General features: G+C 37.0%; 23 protein-coding genes. 17 read left to right on the top strand and 6 right to left on the bottom strand.

What is annotated here, in order from left to right; translation table 11 throughout:
- Window positions 1–8: 8 nt before the first annotated feature.
- The 6 genes from ACJVDK_RS01750 to ACJVDK_RS01725 form a co-directional block, all read right to left on the bottom strand.
- Window positions 9–2,489, bottom strand: coding sequence for a S8 family peptidase (locus ACJVDK_RS01750; RefSeq protein WP_443938582.1), 2,481 nt, complete (start codon window positions 2,487–2,489; stop codon window positions 9–11).
- A 3-nt stretch (window positions 2,490–2,492) separates the two neighbouring features.
- Window positions 2,493–3,680, bottom strand: a complete 1,188-nt coding sequence (locus tag ACJVDK_RS01745; RefSeq protein ID WP_116774710.1) for an AAA family ATPase — start codon at window positions 3,678–3,680, stop codon at window positions 2,493–2,495.
- A 197-nt stretch (window positions 3,681–3,877) separates the two neighbouring features.
- Window positions 3,878–4,513, bottom strand: a complete 636-nt coding sequence (locus ACJVDK_RS01740; RefSeq protein WP_443938581.1) for a conjugal transfer protein TraD — start codon at window positions 4,511–4,513, stop codon at window positions 3,878–3,880.
- An 11-nt stretch (window positions 4,514–4,524) separates the two neighbouring features.
- The gene (locus ACJVDK_RS01735) at window positions 4,525–4,962 is read right to left on the bottom strand and encodes a DUF3408 domain-containing protein (protein WP_443938580.1); all 438 of its coding nucleotides are present in this window, start codon (window positions 4,960–4,962) and stop codon (window positions 4,525–4,527) included.
- A gap of 4 nt (window positions 4,963–4,966) precedes the next feature.
- A complete protein-coding gene (locus tag ACJVDK_RS01730; protein WP_443938579.1) occupies window positions 4,967–5,734 on the bottom strand; it encodes a ParA family protein in 768 nt (255 codons plus the stop codon).
- Between the two features lie 18 nt (window positions 5,735–5,752).
- On the bottom strand, window positions 5,753–5,896 hold the full coding sequence (locus tag ACJVDK_RS01725) for a hypothetical protein (protein WP_443938578.1): 144 nt from the start codon (window positions 5,894–5,896) through the stop codon (window positions 5,753–5,755).
- Between the two features lie 598 nt (window positions 5,897–6,494).
- On the opposite strand from ACJVDK_RS01725, the gene mobA reads away from it, so the two are divergent.
- The 17 genes from mobA (at window position 6,495) to ACJVDK_RS01640 (ending at window position 21,208) form a co-directional block, all read left to right on the top strand.
- Window positions 6,495–6,926, top strand: a complete 432-nt coding sequence (gene mobA, locus ACJVDK_RS01720) for a conjugal transfer protein MobA (RefSeq protein ID WP_034727191.1) — start codon at window positions 6,495–6,497, stop codon at window positions 6,924–6,926.
- Between the two features lie 8 nt (window positions 6,927–6,934).
- Window positions 6,935–8,293 (top strand): conjugal transfer protein MobB, encoded by a 1,359-nt coding sequence (gene mobB, locus ACJVDK_RS01715; RefSeq protein ID WP_443938577.1) that lies wholly within the window; start codon window positions 6,935–6,937, stop codon window positions 8,291–8,293.
- A gap of 49 nt (window positions 8,294–8,342) precedes the next feature.
- Window positions 8,343–8,717, top strand: coding sequence for an ArsR/SmtB family transcription factor (locus ACJVDK_RS01710; protein WP_002978466.1), 375 nt, complete (start codon window positions 8,343–8,345; stop codon window positions 8,715–8,717).
- The gene (locus tag ACJVDK_RS01705; RefSeq protein WP_443938576.1) at window positions 8,714–8,992 is read left to right on the top strand and encodes a mercuric transporter MerT family protein; all 279 of its coding nucleotides are present in this window, start codon (window positions 8,714–8,716) and stop codon (window positions 8,990–8,992) included. Before ACJVDK_RS01710 ends, ACJVDK_RS01705 begins: the two co-directional genes overlap by 4 nt.
- Before the next feature lie 97 nt (window positions 8,993–9,089).
- Window positions 9,090–9,986 carry an IS982 family transposase gene (locus tag ACJVDK_RS01700; RefSeq protein WP_443937687.1) on the top strand — a complete coding sequence of 299 codons (897 nt, stop codon included), beginning with the start codon at window positions 9,090–9,092 and terminating at the stop codon, window positions 9,984–9,986.
- Window positions 9,987–10,030: 44 nt separating this feature from the next.
- Window positions 10,031–10,324, top strand: a complete 294-nt coding sequence (locus ACJVDK_RS01695) for a cation transporter (RefSeq protein WP_443938575.1) — start codon at window positions 10,031–10,033, stop codon at window positions 10,322–10,324.
- 6 nt (window positions 10,325–10,330) lie between these two features.
- Complete coding sequence (locus ACJVDK_RS01690; protein ID WP_002996045.1) at window positions 10,331–10,537, top strand: GDCCVxC domain-containing (seleno)protein; 207 nt, start codon at window positions 10,331–10,333, stop codon at window positions 10,535–10,537.
- Between the two features lie 197 nt (window positions 10,538–10,734).
- Window positions 10,735–12,720 carry a conjugal transfer protein MobC gene (gene mobC, locus ACJVDK_RS01685; RefSeq protein WP_443938574.1) on the top strand — a complete coding sequence of 662 codons (1,986 nt, stop codon included), beginning with the start codon at window positions 10,735–10,737 and terminating at the stop codon, window positions 12,718–12,720.
- An 81-nt stretch (window positions 12,721–12,801) separates the two neighbouring features.
- Window positions 12,802–13,128, top strand: coding sequence for an ArsR/SmtB family transcription factor (locus ACJVDK_RS01680; protein ID WP_132776694.1), 327 nt, complete (start codon window positions 12,802–12,804; stop codon window positions 13,126–13,128).
- A 4-nt stretch (window positions 13,129–13,132) separates the two neighbouring features.
- The gene (locus tag ACJVDK_RS01675) at window positions 13,133–13,699 is read left to right on the top strand and encodes a hypothetical protein (protein WP_154286800.1); all 567 of its coding nucleotides are present in this window, start codon (window positions 13,133–13,135) and stop codon (window positions 13,697–13,699) included.
- 52 nt (window positions 13,700–13,751) lie between these two features.
- Complete coding sequence (locus tag ACJVDK_RS01670) at window positions 13,752–14,213, top strand: DUF6428 family protein (RefSeq protein WP_185265333.1); 462 nt, start codon at window positions 13,752–13,754, stop codon at window positions 14,211–14,213.
- Between the two features lie 19 nt (window positions 14,214–14,232).
- Window positions 14,233–14,847: an arsenate-mycothiol transferase ArsC gene (locus ACJVDK_RS01665; RefSeq protein WP_154286802.1), complete on the top strand. Its 615-nt coding sequence runs from the start codon at window positions 14,233–14,235 to the stop codon at window positions 14,845–14,847.
- Between the two features lie 3 nt (window positions 14,848–14,850).
- Window positions 14,851–15,882: an ACR3 family arsenite efflux transporter gene (arsB, locus tag ACJVDK_RS01660; protein WP_154286803.1), complete on the top strand. Its 1,032-nt coding sequence runs from the start codon at window positions 14,851–14,853 to the stop codon at window positions 15,880–15,882.
- A gap of 64 nt (window positions 15,883–15,946) precedes the next feature.
- The gene (locus tag ACJVDK_RS01655; RefSeq protein ID WP_154286804.1) at window positions 15,947–16,258 is read left to right on the top strand and encodes a hypothetical protein; all 312 of its coding nucleotides are present in this window, start codon (window positions 15,947–15,949) and stop codon (window positions 16,256–16,258) included.
- A gap of 85 nt (window positions 16,259–16,343) precedes the next feature.
- Window positions 16,344–18,515: a TonB-dependent receptor gene (locus ACJVDK_RS01650; protein ID WP_443938573.1), complete on the top strand. Its 2,172-nt coding sequence runs from the start codon at window positions 16,344–16,346 to the stop codon at window positions 18,513–18,515.
- Between the two features lie 34 nt (window positions 18,516–18,549).
- Window positions 18,550–20,574, top strand: a complete 2,025-nt coding sequence (locus ACJVDK_RS01645) for a heavy metal translocating P-type ATPase (RefSeq protein ID WP_443938572.1) — start codon at window positions 18,550–18,552, stop codon at window positions 20,572–20,574.
- A gap of 70 nt (window positions 20,575–20,644) precedes the next feature.
- A complete protein-coding gene (locus tag ACJVDK_RS01640) occupies window positions 20,645–21,208 on the top strand; it encodes a helix-turn-helix domain-containing protein (protein WP_068599326.1) in 564 nt (187 codons plus the stop codon).
- Window positions 21,209–21,243 lie beyond the last annotated feature (35 nt).

Here is a 21,243-nt window from a genome sequence, read left to right as displayed (position 1 = left end):
ATTCTTAATTAAACTCTTGGTACAATACGAGCAGCAGTTTTTATGTCAACTGCCTGAACCCCTAATGATTGGAGAATTTGTCTCATGTCATTAAAAACAGGTTCCTTTTCATTCGGATCAGATATTGTTAGAATTGCTGTAAAAGGGACTCCTTCTCTAGGTAAAACAGCCCCATCTCTCTCGAGATATTCTACATCTAAAGTCCAATCTGTTGTTGGACCTACTCCTTGAGGGAATATGTTCTCATAAACCTTCACAGGACTCCATTTAAATGCATGCTCAATCTGATCTTTTTCATTTTGACTCAAATCTTTTTCTTCAGGCGTGTAAATGGGCTTTAATCTACCTTTATATTTACCGTCTATTTGTTGCTGTCTTAATGCAGCATCAACGTTTATTCTAATAAATTCAGCTCCGTAGGTGTAATTAAAAGGTGGAGTGCTAACTATTGTTAGTTTTGCTCTACCTACACATTTGCCATTTTTAACAAGGCTAGAAGGCCAAGAGAACTTAAACCTCATTTTATGTCCTTTAATAATTCTATTTGCAAAAACTAAGGTTATAGCGTTGGGATTTCCATTTAGTATCTCCTCAGAGCCTTTTGGTATACCAAATCCAACCAAATGTTTGGATATGCTCTTTAATTTCTTATCTGTTAAATGTTCCGGTAATGAAGCATGGTGAATTCCAAGTGCTATGAGTGTCTCTCGGGATACTACTCCCTCAATAGAATGCTCGATGCTCGCTAAAGTCTTCGAAACATTTGGGGCTGCATAGCTGGTTCCACAACTATCAGTAATTTTTCCGAATGTATCAATCGACAACAATCCATGACCTAAAACCCCATCCACTGTACCAGAGCCACCTACGTGAGCTAAATCGGGTTTTAATCCTATTTTCATTCCTGGTCCGCGACAACTATAGTTGCTAAGAGCGTAAGGAACAATTCCCTCTATATGTGGAGGGTTTAACGCTGAAACACTTATATTTCTTGAGCTTTCTGCCGGCTTCATAATAGTATCGTTTAAAGAAGATACAAGAACTTTTAGTGCTTCAACATGATCAGATGGCCATTCTCTTCTTCTGTAATGAGGAGGTATGTTTCCTGCAGAAATAATAAAAATAACATCATTATCTTCTGCAATTTTATCCAATATTTGAGCTGCCCAACTATAACCTGTCGTTGAAGCATGCTCTTCGATATTCAAACTAAAATTGAAAATCCTAACACCCGTTCTTGAAACTATATCTTGTACGCGGTCACTTAAAACTTCAAAAAAAGTTAATACATCTTTATAGTAATCTGTGAAATTTGTGCTTGGGAATAGATCTAGATCTATAATTCTACAACCATCTCTTTCCGGACATATTAAATCTCCGTTTAAGGTTTTTCCAAAAATTGTTAAACCCGAAATAAAAGTTCCATGACTTTCGTCTTTATGAGATGGACTTATATATTCTTCTCGTAATTCTATCCAATCAGATAATATATCAGAAACACCTCCATCCACCACACATATTTTAGGATAAGACATATCTGGATTAAATGATGGCATTACAACTCCATTATTCATTAATCCTTGACCAAAATCTGCTAGAGCCTGACTTATAGTTGGTGGAAGTTTTACACTCTTGACTAAAGGGTGTTTATCTAAGAAATTTAATAATTCTGAGTGACTGTCCTTATTAATAGATATCTTATTAGCTTTTGATTGAGATTTATTTATAGAAACTGGTTGTAATTGAATTATTGGCGGAGCATCACTTATTTCAAATTTTATGATTATAGAAACAGAAGTGCTAGCGTTATCAATAGTCCTATTAACAACTAATCCTCTACCCAATTTTTCTAAACCTTCATAAAAACTTGCAAACAATTTTCTTTTAGGTAATGCTAACAAGTCCCAGTCTTTTCTCACAGGGGGAACATCAAACAGTTCTACGACATATATTCCGCCAGTTTGTGGATTAGAAAACCACTCTAAAGCTTCCTTTAAAGAAAATTTTCGTTTATCATTAGCGCCATATGCTGATATTTCTCGAATAGAACCTACTTCGCTTCTTAATTTACCAGGATTGGGTTTCATTTTACCATTTACCTCTTTGTATGAAGTTTCTGCAGGTGCTTCACTAATTTTTTTATTTAACTCGTCGACTGAATTAGGTGATAACTCAATATAAATTTCGCCTAAATCACCAGCACCTACAACAGGAGCAATGTTTTTTACAAAAAGCCTGTCTGTAGGCCTATGACTTTTTGCTAAAGCTGCCTGTTGTAGGGTTACTTTCGCATAGCTTATAGATGTAAATTCATTAGAAAGTTGCACTGACCTAATTTCATCAAGCTGCTTTTGCAAGGTTATTTTATGTGCAACAAAATCAGAATCATGACCTGCAAAAAAATCGGTTGATGGTCCACCGCCATTATTTTTCTCTGCTTCAATGAAATCCCCAGAATTCAGGACTATTTGTACGGGACTATTTTCCATAATCTATATTTTTTCCGAATCTTTAAATTTTGACAATTGTTTGCTAAGTGATGAAGGTGTCATTCCGAATAAAGATGCTATATCCTTTTGTTTAAACAAATATGTTTTGTCATTTAACAACATTGCTATAAAGTCTTCATCACTATGTAGCATAATATTTCTTTTAGCTACGTTAACCCTACCGGAATTAAGCAGAGCAAATTGTTTCATAACATCTACGATATTGCTTTCTTTTTCTAGCACAAAGGCTCTTTTTAGCCATTTGGAAAGCATTTCAGCATCGGCTCCTGAAGAACCATCTAAACACCATGCAAGAAACTTAATCTCACTTTCATTAAATTCTAAGGGTGTAATAAATTTTTTAAGTAACTGAATCATAACTTCAGGAGAAGGCTTAGGGATTTCGACCTGTATATCAAACCTTCTCCATATTGCTGGATCTAACAGGCTTTCGTGGTTAGTTACACCAATAGTGAAACCCTTTTCATGACGAGAATCAAGGCTTTGCAATAATGTATTAACGACTCTTTTTACCTCTCCGACCTCTTGCGGATCGTTGCGAAGCTTAGCAATCGCATCAAATTCATCAAGCAATAAGATGCATTTATATCTATTAGAAAATGTAAACAAGTTTCCTATATTTCGAGATGTTGTACCAAGATAAGAAGACATTAAGCCTTCTAATCTTGCAAGAACCACAGGTAATCCTATTTGCTTAGCAATCCATTTAGCCAAATGAGTTTTTCCTGTTCCTGGTGCTCCGTAAATCAAGCATGAACTTGCAGGTGTGGCATTGATTTCCATCAGTTGATCAAATTTGCTCCATTCATTAACAATTGATTGAATTGCAAGCTGAATATTTTCATCGAACACTGGAGCTGCCTCTGGAAGATTATCAGGAAAAAAAACCTCAGCTAAAGGTGTTGATGTTTCCTTATCTACAGGAATAGAAGTTTTTATTGTTAATTCTTCGCCCTTTAACACGACAAAAGATTTCTGAATCTTACTTGGCGCCATATTAAAGGATGATTCGGAAGTGCTTAGCATAGCCTCAAGCGATTTTGCCTCCTTGATAAAACCATCTTTTTCAAGACTTTCTTTCAGTCTCTTAATCTGATGCATAATAGCTTCGTTAGGTGTTGTTAGAGCTGATCGACTTAAAGCTTGTATTATATTGAAGTATTTTAGCATTTGCTTAGTTGTTTCTTATTTACAAAAGCAAATTTAGAAATATATTTCCAATATTCAAATTTAATTTCCATTTTTTTAATAAAAATTCCAATTAAACGAAATACTTTCCGTTTTTTTTAAATAAGTATGTATTTTTATATGCTGATTAATAGATGATTCTTTACATTTTACAGCCTATTCAAAAAAAGGGAGTTTGTTCACACAAACTCCCCAATGTCAAAATCACTCAAATCATTTTTCCGCAATGTGGAAGAACCGGCTTCCGTTTCAGATGAGAGTGTGCTGTCCAAAAGCTCGGCAATTTTTCGGGATGCACCCTCAATGGAATTTTCCAGCAGGCTGAATAATTCAGTTCCTTGTAATCTTTGAACTATCGCTACCGCTGTTTCCTTTTGGGATTGTTCCAAATTCTCTTTTTGGAGCAACGCTCCTACGGAGCTTAGTTCGTCATAGGTAACCCCTTGGGCAAGACTGTTATCGCCACCGGATATTCCGTACCTGTTCCATTCTTCTTCCTCTTCCTCCAAATCAGGTATATTTCTGAAAACTTTGTCCAGCTCTTCCTGCGGAATTTGAATTCCGACGTTTTCATTCTCGTCGTATTCTATGTCTAAATTATCAGGGTTTATCTCCTGTTCCTCAATTTGGCTTTCATTGGCAGTGTTTGGCGCTGAAAGGCTTCTTACTGACTTGGGCTGCCCCATAATATCAGGCAGGTTCGGATTAATTTTTTCCTGTTTCGGTTTTTGTTCCGACTTTTTTTTAATGACAATCTTGTCCTGCAGAAGTAAAGCAATGACAATAAGCAGGCAAATAACAATTAATGTTTCCATAATCAAATGCTTTAAAAAATGGGTTTAAACTTCTCATTAAAATCATCAGTAATTGCTTTTTCAAATAGTTCAAAATGATGCTCCAATATATTGTCCAGGTAGGCATACAGGGGTATCTCATCTTTACCAATGACCTGTACAATTCGGGATAACCGTTCGTGGTATTCCTGCCGGATATAAATACTTTTATCTCCACGCTTTGTCATTGAATGCGTTTTCAAAAAGTGTTCGCCGTAGCTTCCGTCAAGAGTTTTCTTTGTGCGGTTTCGTTCCCGTTGTACAGGCTTACTTTGTTGTAATTCGTCTTGTTTTACTGCTTCCTTTTGCTGCTCTTCGACAGGTTCGGGCGGAAGCTGTATGCCATCTTTTTTAATGCCGTCAACCATCAAGTTCATCATCAACTCTTCGTTGATATCCGGCGTGACTTTTCTTTTATTATCTTTCTCCATATTTTTATAATTGAATGATTTTTAAAAATTCGTTGATGAACAGATCTAACTGGCAGACTTTCATCAATCGTTCATCTGGAGCCATTACTGTAGAACGGAACACCGTTTTGCTATCTGCTTCGCTTTCTTTGCGAAAACGAGTACTGTTCTTGACTTGACTTTGCATTAGGCTTAATCCCAATTGCTCTATAAGTTGATTATACACATCATATAAAGGCGTGCTTTCTCTGCCATCCACCTGGTTCCAAAACAGGTTAATGGTTTCTATGGACGTTTCGCCTTTTTTCATAATCACATCCTGCAAAAGCTGTGTGAAAATGAGGGTACTTTCCATTACTACACGGTCTGCGGTAATAGGCGTAAAAATGTGGTGCATTCCTGCCAACGCTTTCAGTATGCCGGGCGTATTTACGGTTCCGGGCAGGTCAAAGAATATCACATCAACCGGAACAGCAGAAGCCGTTACAAATTCGTGTGCTGCATCCAATACACTATCAGCTCTGTGCTGTGTAATTGAATAAGCTTTTTTGTTGATAGTGGTAAACTGCTTATACGCCAGTTTTTTCAATGCCTCATTTTCCATTACCATTGCCAGATCACGGGCCTTCATTTTTATAAGGCTGTGCTGCGGAAAATCTGCATCAAATACAGCTACGTTGTAGCCCAATCGATAGTGCATCGTACTGGCAACAAGTGTGGTAAATGTGCTTTTGCCAACTCCTCCTTTTTGAGAGGAAAAGGCGATAAACAGAGGTTTCTTTTTTGTGTCCATATTTTTAAAATTTAAAGTTTACATCATATTGTTTTCAGGCTTGCTAGCTTTCAGCTGTTCAGTCCTGATTTCGTGCTGTCTTTCTTGCAGGACAGCTATCAGGCTTGCCTGCCGGAATTTGTGATTGCCAGCTACTTTGCGGTACAGCAGTAATGCTTTCATTCAGGCATCTTATCAGGCAGGCTTGCCACCTTCCTTTCTTCTGCTCCGTCAGTCATTCCGTCGCTCAGGCGGACATGATATTCGGATAGCAGACTTTCCGTCATTCCTGCGCTCATGTTTTCTTGCATTCCTGCTGTCAGGCAGGCTGGAGAACCTGTTGTCTTGAATGTGTACAATCTCGTGTTCCTGAAGTATGGGCAGCCTGTCTTCCTGCCAACATTCAAGGACAAAGAACCAATCAAATCCATTCGATTGTATAGTGGTGGCAGTGTTTGGCTTTCAGAGGCAGTGTTTGGCACCGTGGTACTGTGCAATGCTATCGTAAACAGAGCTTTACTTTGTAAAATGATTTTTATTAATGGATTTATGCAAAAGACTTTTGACAAATTGGAGGGTAACGGGAACGGTATCGAGCCGTTTTTCCCTCTTACATTTAATCCGTCCCGCAGGGCGGATTTTTGTGTTCAACTGAACACGGCAAGTTGTGTTTTGAGGCACTCGAAACCGAGTTAGTGCCTCAAAACAACTTGCCCTGCTGGGAGCTTAAAAAACGTCTTCCGAAGTCAGCGTTTTGTGTGGATTTAAAAATGGATTAGTGATGAACGAGAACAATAACAAAAAACAGAATAAGGGCGGACGGAGAGCTAAGACCGACCCAAGCATCCATCGCCACGTTTTCCGCCTTACAGACGAAGAAAACGCCAAACTTTTATCGCTTTTTGAAGCATCGGGAATGCCCAATAAAGCAAAGTTTATTATTTCCCTGCTGTTTAGTAAGGAAATGAAATCGGTTAAAATTGACAAAGGAACAGTTGATTTTTATATGCGACTGACTTCTTTTCACAGCCAGTTTCGCTCCATAGGTGTAAACTATAACCAGATTGTAAAGCTGTTGTACAAGAATTTTTCGGAGAAAAAAGCCGCAGCGTTCCTGTACAAATTGGAAAAACAAACGGCTGAAATGGCGATGCTATGCCAAAAAATCATTCAGATAACCGAAGAATTTGAAGCAAAGAACCTGAAAAAATAGCAGTACAGATGATAGCAAAGATTGGCAGAAGCGGGAATTTATACGGTGCATTGGCGTACAATCAGCTCAAAGTAGAGAATGAAAACGGGAAAATTCTGTTCGCAAATAAGATAATCGAAACGCCAACTGGAGCATATACTGTTGCACAATTAGCACAATCTTTTGCACCTTACCTGATTGCCAACCGCAATACGGAAAAGCATACGTTGCATATTTCGCTCAATCCCGACCCGAAAGATAAGGTTAGCGATGACAGGTTTCGGCAAATGGCGGAAGAATATATGCGGGAAATGGGCTACGGCGAACAGCCTTTTGTGGTATTCAAACATACCGATATCGACCGCAGCCATATACACATTGTATCGGTTTGCGTGGACGAGCAGGGCAAAAAGATTTCGGACAAATTCGAGAAAATGCGGTCTATGAATGTGTGCCGTGAACTGGAAAGACAACACGGCTTGATACCCGCAACCGATAAAGAACACAAGCAGAACGACAAGATTTTCCGTCCGGTAGATTATCGGGCAGGCGATGTGAAAAGCCAAATCGCTTCGGTTGTCCGCCACCTACCGAATTATTATAAGTTTCAGACTTTGGGCGAATACAATGCCTTGCTTTCCCTGTTTAATGTTACCACCGAAAAAGTGGAGGGCGAATTGCAGGGAAAAATGCGGCAAGGCTTATTATATATTCCTTTAAACGAGAAAGGCGAAAGAGCCGGGCATCCGTTCAAGGCTTCGTTGTTTGGTAAAAATGCAGGGCTTCCGGCTTTGGAACTGCATTTTGCAAAATGCAAAGAGGATTTAAAAGACCACCCAAGTAAGCAGACCCTAAAAGCTGCAATTTCTATTGCTCTGAAATCCACAAATGATGAGCAGGCTTTTAAAAAGCAGTTGAGTGAACAGGGCATTAATGTAGTGGTCCGCCGGAACGATACAGGTCGTATTTATGGTATCACTTTCATAGACCACAATTCAAAGGCGGTTTGGAACGGTTCACGCTTAGCAAAGGAACTTTCTGCCAATACCTTTAATGATTATTGGAACAATAATATCAAACCGGAGATTAAAGAACCTGTCGTACAACTTCCAAAAACATCCACATCAAATGATGCAGATCTTCCTGCGGAAGAACCTCATCATTTGTTCGACTTCCTGAATACTACTGAAAAACACGAAGACGGTTTGATTGAGGCATTTGGCGGTTTGTTACCCGAAGCACAGGGCGATGATTACGAGGAACAGGATTTTGCTAACAAAATGAAGAAGAAAAAAAAAGAAGACTGTAAGAGGTCAGATTTTGGAATTAAAAATCTGTTTTTAAAAAGATTTATTGAGCTGTCACTTTATAATTCTGAAAGAATTTGAGTTGTATTTAAGTAATTGCTTAAATAAACAAATTGACTATCTTTGTGCTATGGACAATAATTCTTGCATACGACAACAAGCAGACATTAAACAAATAAACCGCTGTAAAGACCGAGTTTCAGAACTCAACGGTTCTTTTGACTATTTATCGAACGGACTTGAATTAGCGGGAAACAATGTAAGACTGAAAATACTCTTTCTACTTTATGAAGAAAAACGACTTTGTGTTTGTGATATAAGTGATATTCTTGGTATGACAATTTCAGCGGTTTCACAACACTTGCGGAAACTCAAAGACAGAAAACTTATTGAAACCGAACGAGAAGCTCAAACTATTTTTCACTCACTGACTAAAGAGTATGAAAAAATGCTGAAACCATTTTTCAAAATACTTGACGAAAACAAAATATTAGAAACAATATGAAAACTGACAAAAAATTAATTGGTGCAGGACTTTTGACTACAATTGCAGCTTCTCTTTGTTGCATCACACCAGTATTGGCTCTTATTGCAGGAACAAGCGGTCTTGCTTCCACTTTTTCTTGGCTTGAACCTTTTCGACCCTATTTTATCGGGTTGACAATTTTGGTTCTTGGTTTTGCTTGGTATCAAAAGTTGAAACCCAAAAAGCAGATAGATTGCAATTGTGAGACAGAAGAAAAACCAAAATTCATTCAGTCAAAAATGTTTTTAACCTGAACTCGATTAATAATTCAGGCTGAAAATATTGCGAAAAAAGGCAAAATTCAGTATATTTAATTTTCTGACAATCAAATATTTAACCGAATTTCGCCTTATGATTTGTTTTGATAAAATTACTGATATTTTCTCTATAGTTGATGAGTTTTGTAAAGATTTCGATAAAACGACACAACCTTTTTTACTAGGAAAGCCTTCTAAACGTCCTTCTGTGATGTCAAAATCAGAAGTAATTACAATCTACTTGCTTTTTCATCTTAGTGGTTTTCGTTGTTTCAAGCATTATTACGTTTTTTATGTTCAAAAACATATGCAAAATGAATTTCCAAATACCGTTTCGTATAATCGTTTTTTAGAATTAATGCAGAGTGTTCTTTTACCAATGACCATTTTTGCAAAAACTTGTTGTTTGGGAAAATGTACCGGAATTTCCTTTGTAGATTCAACACCAATTAGAATATGCAAAAATAAAAGAATCAATAGAAATAAGGTTTTTAAAGATACAGCCGCTACAGGAAAATCCACAATGGGATGGTTTCATGGCTTTAAACTCCATATTATTATCAATGATAAGGGCGAATTGTTAAGCTTTGCGGTAACTCAAGCCAATGTTGACGATAGAGAACCATTAAAAAACGAAGGCTTTTTAAATGCTATTTTTGGCAAATTATTTGGCGATAAAGGGTACATAAGCGAAAAACTTACTCAGTTATTGTTTGTTGACGGAATCCAGCTAATTACAAATATTCGCAACAATATGAAGAACAGTTTAATGCAAATGAGTGATAAAATTTTACTTCGTAAACGGTCCATAATTGAAACCGTTAATGATGAACTTAAAAATATATGCCAAATTGAACATTCAAGACATCGTTCATTTACGAACTTTTTATCAAATATTATTGCTGGAATAATTGCGTATAATTTTCTTCCTAAAAAGCCTTCTTTAAAATATGAAACGGTCAAAACTAACCAATTGGCAGTGTTTTATTAATCGAGTTCAGGTTTTTAGGAATTGTAACAGCATTTGCAATCGTAATGCTTGCCTTTCCATACTACTCAAGCATTTTCTACCCAAAGACAGAAAAGCAAATTATAGCGGTGGACAAATCCAATATTCAAAAAGTAGAATTTACGATTAGCGGAATGACTTGTGCAAGTTGTGGCGAACACGTAAATCACGAAGTAAATAAATTGACAGGAATAATAAGTTCAAACGCCTCATACGAAAAAGGAAACGCAATCGTGGAATTTGACAACTCAAAAACGAATATTTCTGAGGTCGAAAAAGCAATTAACTCAACAGGATATTCTGTAACCGACAAAAAATAAAACCAAATGGAAATCATATTGCAATCAACAATTACTTGCCCCAACTGCGGACACAAGAAAGAAGAAACAATGCCGACAGACGCTTGCCAATATTTCTACGAATGTGAAAAATGCAAACAAGTTCTTAAACCAAAACAAGGAGACTGTTGTGTTTATTGTAGTTACGGAAGTGTTCCTTGTCCACCAATTCAGCAGGACAAAAAATGTTGCTGACGGACAGAAAACAGAAGAGCAACTAAAAGTATTTTTTATTTGGATGCTTCATAAATGTTACGATACAAAAGGATCATAGAAGCTACAACTCTTATCACTTCGCCAAACACTGCCACGCACCGCCATTGACTGCCACATTCTTATAGCCGCTGTGTAGAGCCTTTAAATTCACGCCCGAACATTAAAACTAAAAAAGAATGCAGGGAGAAGACGATTTAAGAGGTTTAGCCAAAATAATGGCTTTTATGCGGGCAGTCAGTATTCTTTTGGTGCTGATGCACCTTTATTGGTTCTGCTACGGGTTCTTTTTAGAACGTGGTTGGACGTTGGAAATAATCAACAAGATATTAGGCAATTTCGACCGGACGGCGGGCTTGTTTTCACATACCCTTTATACCAAGGCGTTCGCTTTGGTTTTGCTTGCTTTGAGTTGTTTGGGAACGAAAGGCGTAAAGAATGAGAAGATAACCTGGGCTAAAATCTACGTGGCTTTGGGCGTTGGTTTTGTGCTGTTCTTTCTGAACACGCCGTTGTTAAAGCTATCTCCGATAATAGGCACATTTCTGTATATCCTTACTATCTCGTTAGGTTATATTGCTTTGCTGATGGCGGGCGTATGGATGAGCCGCTTGCTTCGTACCAACTTAATGGACGATGTTTTCAACAACGAGAACGAGAGCTTTCAACAGGAAACAAAGCTGATGGAAAATGAATATTCCGTTAACCTGCCCACCAAATTTTACTACAAAGGCAAATGGAACAACGGTTGGATAAACATTGTAAATCCTTTCAGGGCATCAATCGTGTTGGGTACTCCGGGTTCCGGTAAATCTTATGCCATCGTAAACAACTACATCAAGCAGCAGATTGAGAAAGGCTTTAGTATGTATATATATGATTTTAAATTTGACGACCTTTCCACCATTGCCTACAATCATTTATTGAAGCATCGGGATAAGTACAAAGTTCAACCAAAATTCTATGTGATAAATTTCGATGACCCACGCAAGAGCCATAGGTGCAATCCACTCAATCCCGATTTTATGACAGACATTTCCGACGCTTACGAAGCGGCTTACACCATAATGCTGAACCTCAACCGTAGCTGGATACAGAAGCAAGGGGATTTTTTCGTGGAAAGCCCAATTATCCTATTGGCTGCCATTATTTGGTATCTGAAAATCTATGAGGATGGTAAGTATTGTACATTCCCGCACGCCATTGAATTGCTGAATAAAAAGTATTCGGACGTATTTACCATTCTGACCTCATATTCCGATTTGGAAAACTATCTTTCTCCGTTTATGGATGCCTGGCAAGGTGGCGCACAAGACCAATTGCAGGGACAGATTGCATCGGCAAAAATCCCTTTGTCAAGAATGATTAGCCCGCAGTTGTATTGGGTTATGACTGGCGATGACTTTACGCTCGACATCAATAACCCAAAAGAGCCTAAAATTTTGTGCGTGGGTAATAATCCCGACCGCCAAAATATCTACTCCGCAGCATTGGGTTTGTACAATTCCCGTATTGTTAAGCTCATCAACAAAAAAGGGCAATTAAAGAGTTCAGTAATCATAGATGAGCTGCCCACAATTTATTTTAGGGGACTGGATAATCTTATCGCAACAGCGAGAAGTAATAAGGTGGCTGTATGTTTGGGCTTTCAGGATTTTTCGCAATTAACAAGGGATTATGGCGACAAGGAAAGTAAGGTAATTCAAAATACCGTTGGTAATATTTTCTCCGGGCAGGTAGTTGGCGAAACGGCAAAGAGCCTTTCGGAACGTTTCGGAAAAGTATTGCAGAAACGCCAAAGTATGACGATTAACAGGAATGATAAATCTACCTCTATCTCCACACAGTTAGACAGCCTTATTCCGGCTTCTAAAATCTCAACACTTACACAAGGTATGTTTGTCGGTTCGGTATCAGATAATTTTGATGAACGTATTGAGCAAAAAATCTTTCACGCTGAAATTGTAGTGGACAATGAAAAAGTTGCCGCAGAAACTAAAGTATATCAGAAGATACCGGAAATCCTATCCTTTGTTAATGAACAGGGAGAAGATAAAATGAAACAGGAAATTGAAAGCAATTACCGTCAGATAAAATCAGACATCCTGCATATTGTGGAAAGCGAAATAGAACGGATCAAGAACGACCCGAACTTGCAGCATTAAGTGCAAGAGGGATAATTTTCTCAAATTGCTTGTGTATTTAGAAATAATATCGTAATATTGCGATATTAAAATATCGAAACAATGGGAGCAAGCAAAACAGACCATTTTACAGATCAGCAAAACCAAATTGCGATTATCGCAAAAGCGTTGGGGCATCCGGCAAGAATAGCCATTATAGAGTATCTCCTAAAAGTGAATGCCTGTATATGCAGCGATATAGTTGATGAACTTCCCTTGGCACAGCCTACCGTTTCGCAGCATTTGAAAGAATTAAAAAACGCAGGATTGATAAAGGGAAATATTGAAGGTAATTCTATTTGCTACTGCATCAATGAAAAAACCTTTGATTTACTGAAAGAATATTTTTCAAAAATCATCTTTACCGTAACCAATCAAAAATGTTGCTAATCGTATGGAAATCGCATTTATCATTTCAATAGTATTGCTCATAGCTTATTCTTTTCTTGCATTGTTTGACGGTGTATTTCTGCATCTGTACAAATACCGTTTGTACGAACATAAGGAAAGTAAATTTGAACATCTTACGCATACCGTAAGAGCAATTCTGTTTACAGGTATTCTCGTTTCATTATTCATCAACATAGAAAATAATAGCTTATTTTTATTTGGTGCAGCGTTGGTAGTAGCTGATATTATCACATTGATTGTTGATGCTTATTTAGAAAAAGACAGCCGTAAATTTATTGGAGGTTTGCCACGTTGGGAATACATTTTACACCTGTTGGTAAACGGTTTTCATTTCGCAAGTATAGCGGTATTTTTAGTCATTAAAATAAACCTTGACAGCAACGGAATTACATTAGCTAATAATTTTCAGCAGATAGAGAGCTTTCATACATTTAGAACTATAGCTATAAACCTTTTACCCGGAGCAGTGCTTATAAGCCTGTTACATATTTTGGTTTATTTCCCAAAATTCAATTTCTATTTTAATAAGTTGAACTTTAAATGTTGCTAAAAATTTGCTTATAATAATCGCAATATTACTATATAACAATAATACAAAAACAATGAAACTATCAGAAATTAAAGAAATCCTACCAACATTAGAGAATGTTGAATTTCAATTAGAGAACGGAACATTTGTACCGGAACATTTCCACGTTACCGAAGTGGGACAAATCAATAAAAATTTTATTGATTGTGGCGGAACCATCAGAAATGAAAAAGTTGTCAATTTCCAATTATGGAATGCTAACGATTTTGAACATAGACTAAAGCCAACCAAACTATTAAATATCATCAAATTATCCGAAGAAAAATTAGGTATTGAAGATGCTGAAATCGAAGTAGAATACCAAAGTGATACTATCGGAAAATATGATTTGGATTTCAACGGAAAAACATTCGTACTAAAAAGTAAAACAACGGCTTGCTTGGCAAATGATGCCTGTGGCATTCCTGCCGAAAAACAAAAAATAAAATTATCGGCGTTGAATAATGCGTGTACACCTAATTCAGGATGTTGTTAAACCCTATAAATCAATCAAAATGTATAAGAATTTAGTTGAAACAATAAACAATGTTACTACTTTTCAAAATATCAGTGAGGAACGAAAAAACACATTACAACCGCTGATAGATTTTGTACAGCAAAAAGTAATCAATAGACAGGAAATAAATATCAATTTTATTTGTACCCACAATTCCCGAAGAAGCCATTTATCGCAGGTTTGGGCACAGGTGGCATCAGCACACTATGCTATCCTCAATGTACATTGTTATTCAGGCGGTACAGAGGAAACAGCATTATTCCCGAAAGTGGCAGAAACATTGAACCATCAGGGTTTTAACATTTTCAAAATAGCAGATACCAACAATCCTGTATATGCCATAAAATACAGCGATAATTCTTTGCCAATTATCGGCTTTTCAAAAAAATACGATAGCCCGTTCAATCCTGTATCAGCATTTGCAGCTATTATGACCTGTTCACAGGCAGATGGCGGATGCCCTTTTATTGCAGGTGCTGAAAAAAGAATACCTATCACATTTGAAGACCCTAAAATTTCAGACAATACGCCGGGGCAAACAAATGCATATGCAGAAAGAAGTTTGCAGATAGCAACCGAAATGTTTTATGTCTTTTCAAAAATCAGCCAATAACCAATGCAACCAAAACTAAAATTTCTTGACCGTTACCTAACCTTATGGATATTCCTTGCAATGGCAGTAGGCATAGGATTGGGATATTTCTTTCCGGGTATATCAAAAATTACGGATGTCCTATCCGTAGGCACTACAAACATTCCTTTGGCAATAGGTCTGATACTAATGATGTACCCGCCATTGGCAAAAGTGGATTATTCATTATTGCCTATGGCATTTAAGGATAAAAAAGTAATCGGTATATCCTTATTGCTGAATTGGGTTATCGGTACAGTGCTGATGTTCGGATTAGCTGTTTTGTTTTTACGGAATGAACCCGATTATATGACAGGGTTGATACTGATAGGTTTGGCAAGATGTATCGCAATGGTAATCGTTTGGAGTGACTTAGCTAAAGCAAACAGAGAATATACAGCTATGTTAGTTGCATTAAACAGCATCTTCCAGATATTTACTTACAGCTTTTTAGTTTGGTTATTCATCAACATATTACCTGCAAAATTGGGGTTAGCCAATTTCAATGTAAGCGTATCAATGAAAGATGTTACCGAAAGTGTATTAATATATTTAGGCATTCCATTCTTGGCAGGTTTTCTAAGTCGTTACTTCCTTGTAAAATTAAAAGGTATAGAATGGTATAACAGAAAATTTGTACCCCGAATATCGCCCATTACATTGTATGCTTTACTGTTTACGATAGTATTAATGTTCAGTTTGAAAGGCGATAAAATATTGGAGTTGCCAATGGACGTGGTAAAAATGGCTATACCCTTAATCATCTATTTTGTACTGATGTTTTTTGTGAGCTTCTTTATCAATAAATCCCTTAAAGTTCCTTACGACAAAAACGCATCCATCGCATTTACAGCCACAGGAAACAATTTTGAATTGGCAATAGCCGTAGCCATAGCGGTTTTCGGTATTCATTCACCACAGGCATTTGTGGGCGTTATCGGTCCACTTGTGGAAGTTCCGGTACTCATATTATTGGTCAGGGCAAGCTTGTGGTTGAAGAAGAAATATTATAAATAAAAATACTTATAAGGCATAAATCACGAATAGATATTTGAAAACTAATTTTTAATATCTTAGCAAAATGAAATTTATATCTTTAATATTAGCCGTCTATGTAATGCTGTTATCAGCAGTACCGACTTTTATTGAAGATAAATGTATGCAGGAGCAGACAACCGAGCAAAGACAAAACGGACAGGAAGACCAAGATTGCAATAAAGGTTGTTGTTCGCCATTTTTTAGCTGTAACACCTGTACAGGATTTGTTTTAACTACTTTTCATTTTTCGGCTACACATTCAGTAAAAGAACCGCAAAGAAAATTAGGGACAATGCCAACACCGCCTGTTTCTGATTTTCCCTTTTCCGTTTGGCATCCCCCACAGCTTGTTTAATATGTAGTGCTTTCAGCACAGTTTATTACCTGCGGTGCATAGCACCGCTATCATTCATTTATTCATATTAAGCATTATTTTTTCAATGAAAAAAATATTCATTGTGTCATTATTTATGACATTCAACCTTTGTGTATATGCACAAAATACGTTCAAAGCTGTAATAAAAGACAGTGAAAAAAAAGAGCTTTTAATGGGCGTAACCGCACAGGTTACAGGAACTACAATCGCAACAACTTCAGACGAAAACGGACAAATCATATTAACAGGTATTCCAAACGGTTTACAGGAAATTCAATTTAGTTATATTGGTTTTGCCCAACGTACCGACAGCTTTAATTTTCCGTTAGCAGATACAACCCCGATTGAGATTTTACTTTATGAAAGTTCAACGGAGTTAGACGGTATTGTTATTTCATCAACAAGAAGTACAAGAACTATACAAAATATCCCTACACGCATTGAGTTTATAGGAAGTGAGGAGTTAGACGAAAAAGGCAATATGAAAGCAGGGGATATTCGTATGCTTTTGAGTGAGAGTACAGGTATTCACGTACAAACCACATCGCCCACAAGTGCCAACGCAAGTATTCGTATTCAAGGGCTTGACGGACGATATACGCAAATTTTAAAAGACGGTTTTCCTATTTATTCGGGTGCTTCAAGTGGGTTAGGCTTGTTGCAAATTCCACCGCTTGACTTAAAGCAGGTTGAAGTTATTAAGGGTTCAACATCTACGCTGTACGGTGGTGGAGCAATAGCAGGTTTGGTAAACCTGATTTCCAAGACACCAACGGAAGAAAGGGATTTGCGTTTTCATTTAAACGGAACATCGGGCAGAGGTTTAGACATCAACGGTTTTTACGGACAGAAGTTTAAGAAAATCGGAACAACAATATTTGCTTCGCATAATCGTAATGGAGCTTACGACCCTGCACAAATCGGGCTTTCTGCCATTCCTAAATTTGAAAGGTATGTACTGAACCCTAAATTATTTGTTTACTTCAATGATAAAACAAAAATGAACTTTGGTATTAACACCACCATTGAAAACCGTTTGGGTGGCGATATGCTTTACATCAAAGGCAAAGGCGATAACACACACCAATATTTTGAAGAAAACAAAACACAACGCTATTCTACCCAATTTGTTTTTGACCATACTGTAAACGAAAACAGTTTTGTACAGATAAAGAACAGCGTAAGTTATTTTAACCGCAATACAGCTATTCCCAATTACGAGTTTGAGGGAACACAAACAGCCACTTTTACGGAAGCAAGCTATACCCACAGCAAAGAAAAATCAGAATGGGTAACAGGCGTTAATGTTTGGACGGACAATTTTAAAGAAAAGCAGATTACCGCATTTCCTTTGAGAGATTACAACCAAACCACATTCGGGGCTTTCGTTCAAAATTCTTTTAAGGCTACGGATTGGCTTCAATTAGAGACAGGTTTAAGAACAGATTACGTGATAGATTATGGAGCTGTTTTTTTGCCAAGAGTATCGGCATTGTTTAAGATTGCAAACGGATTGACTTCACGTATCGGGGGCGGATTTGGCTACAAAACACCAACCATTTTTACCGAAGAAAGCGAACGCATACAATATCAAAACGTAATGCCTATTGATGATAATACCAATAAATTAGAAAAGAGCTACGGAGCAAATGCTGACATAAATTACCGTACTAATATTGGCGATGATTGGACATTTAGCATAAATCATTTATTCTTTTACACCTATTTGGATAACCCTTTGTTGCTTCAAAATACATCTGCAAACGTTTATCAGTTCATCAATTCATCGGGCTACATTCATACCAAAGGAACAGAAACAAATATCAAAATCGGTTATGATGATTTTAAATTGTTTTTGGGCTACACTTTTACCGATACCCGATTGATTGAAAACGGAACAAATACCGAAAATCCACTAACACCAAAACACCGCATTAACTCTGTACTTATGTATGAAATAGAGGATAAATGGAAAATCGGTTTGGAAGCCTATTATTTTAGTCCGCAAAAGCTCAATGACGGAACAACAGGAAAAGACTATGTTATATGTGGCTTTATGGCTGAAAAAATTTGGGAACGGTTTTCTTTGTACATCAACTTTGAAAATTTCTTTGATACAAGACAGACACGTTTCGACAACATTTATACAGGTACAATAACCAACCCTGTTTTTAAAGACATCTATGCACCATTAGACGGATTTGTAATTAACGGAGGAATAAAATTTAGACTATAAAACAAGTGAAAATAATCATTAAATAAACTTGACAATGGAACATAAACATATATACGACAAAGACGGTAAACAGCTTTGTTGTACACAAGAAGAAAAAATATACACCAATGCAGGTGCAAAAGAGATGATAGATGATACCTGTTGTTCAGTTGAAAAAAAGGATAACACCATCAAACACAGCAGGGAAATTAGTAAAAACAGCACTATTAAAATGTTTTTGCCAAGCATTATTTCATTAATACTGTTACTCATAGCCATTTACTTTGATAATGTCCTGAAACCCGAATGGTTTACAGGTTGGATAAGGATTGTTTGGTATGCCGTAGCCTATATGCCTGTTGGTTTACCTGTAATAAAAGAAGCGTTTGAAAGCAACGGTAAAGGAGAGATATTTTCAGAATTTTTATTGATGAGTATTGCTACAATCGGGGCTTTTACCATTGGCGAATATCCAGAGGGTGTTGCGGTAATGCTGTTTTATACCGTTGGCGAAGTCTTTCAAACATTGGCAGTAAAGAGAGCTAAAACAAACATCAAATCTTTGCTTGACCAACGACCTGATGAAGTTACAATTTTACAAGATAATCAGCCAAAAGTTGTAAAAGCGGAAACGGTTGCTATTGGCGAGATTATACAATTAAAGTCGGGCGAAAAATTAGGATTGGACGGAGAATTATTATCCGAAAAAGCATCTTTCAACACATCTGCACTCACAGGAGAGAGCAAACCAGATACTAAATCAAAAGGAGAAACCGTATTAGCAGGAATGATAAACCTGAACACCGTTTCACAGGTAAGAGTGACCACAGCATATACAGATAGTAAGTTGAGCAAGATTTTAGAATTGGTACAAAATGCCACTTCTCAAAAAGCACCCACAGAGTTATTCATCAGGAAGTTTGCAAAAATTTATACACCTATCGTAGTGCTGTTAGCCGTTGCCATTTGTGTACTGCCTTACTTTTTCGTTGCCGATTATCAGTTTTCGGATTGGTTGTACAGGGCATTGGTATTTTTGGTTATATCGTGTCCTTGTGCATTAGTGATAAGTATTCCGTTAGGCTATTTTGGTGGAATTGGTGCAGCGAGCAAAAACGGAATACTGTTTAAAGGAGGCAATTTTTTAGATGCACTTGCCAATATCCAAAACGTGGTAATGGACAAGACAGGTACAATGACAGAGGGTGTTTTTAAAGTGCAAGAAGTTGTTTTTGATGCAGCATTTAATCAGGCTGAAACTCTGCAAATGGTCAACGCTTTGGAAAGCCACAGCACGCACCCCGTAGCAACTGCCATTCAAGAATATGTTGGTGCTGTAAACCATAATATCCCATTGCAAAATGTAGAAGAAATAGCAGGACACGGATTAAAAGCCAGTGTAAACGGAAAAGAACTCTTGGTAGGAAATTTTAAGCTGATGAATAAATTTTCTATCGCTTACGGCATTGACCCGAATAGTATTGTTTACACCGTAATTGCAGTGGCTTATTATAAAAAATTTGTAGGCTATATCACTATTGCAGACACCATAAAAGAAGATGCCCAAATTACGATTGAAAAACTAAAATCACTCAATGTAAAAACTACAATGTTGAGTGGCGATAAAGCTACGGTAGTAAAATTTGTTGCAGAAAAATTGGGTATCAATAATGCGTTTGGCGATTTATTACCCGAAGACAAAGTAAACAAAGTCAAAGAGATAAAAGCCAAAAATGAAAGCGTTGCCTTTGTCGGGGACGGTGTGAATGATGCACCTGTTGTAGCATTAAGTGATGTGGGTATTGCAATGGGTGGTTTGGGAAGCGATGCTACTATTGAAACCGCCGATGTAGTAATACAAGACGATAAGCCGAGTAAAATACCAATGGCAATCAATATCGGTAAACAGACAAAGAAAATAGTTTGGCAAAATATCGCTTTAGCATTTGGAGTGAAAGCCATTGTATTGATACTTGGTGCAGGTGGATTAGCCACAATGTGGGAAGCCGTATTTGCTGATGTAGGTGTGGCATTATTGGCTATATTGAATGCAGTAAGAATACAACGAATGAAGTTTTAAACAACGTTCAGTTCAACTTAAATCGTAAATTTGTGCATTAGTTTGATATGAATATAAATGTGAGTAAGGAATGAATATACTCTTTATAAAAAATATGGTTTGCAACCGCTGTATTATGGTGGTACAAAATGAATTGGACAAGTTGGGTTTAAACGTAAAGAACATAAAACTTGGAGAAGTAGTACTTAGCAAAGAACCTACAGCCGAAGAAAAAAATAAATTGGATAAAGCCTTAGTTTTATTAGGGTTTGAACTCATTGATGATAAGAAAAGTAGAATTATCGAAAAAATAAAGAATATAATTATTGAGTTGGTTCATCATCAAAACAACGATGCCAAAACCAATCTTTCAGATGTGTTAAGCAGTCAATTACACCACGATTATAATTATTTATCCAACCTGTTTTCGGAGATAGAGGGTACTACCATTGAAAAATACTTTATAGCCCAAAAAATAGAAAAGGTAAAAGAGCTATTGGTATATGATGAACTGTCTTTGAGTGAAATTGCTTTTCGTCTGAACTATTCGAGTGTAGCTTATTTAAGCAACCAATTCAAAAAAGTAACAGGACTGACACCGAGCTATTTCAAGCAAATACGGGATGATAAAAGAAAACCTTTGGATAAGGTCTAAGTAAATCTTACAAATCCATTCCATAATTCCACAAT

Source organism: Pedobacter paludisoli, assembly GCF_052344095.1.
Taxonomy (GTDB): Bacteria; Bacteroidota; Bacteroidia; order Sphingobacteriales; family Sphingobacteriaceae; genus Pedobacter.
The sequence above is the reverse complement of the archived record's forward strand: the minus strand, read 5'-3'. Positions and strand labels throughout refer to the sequence as shown.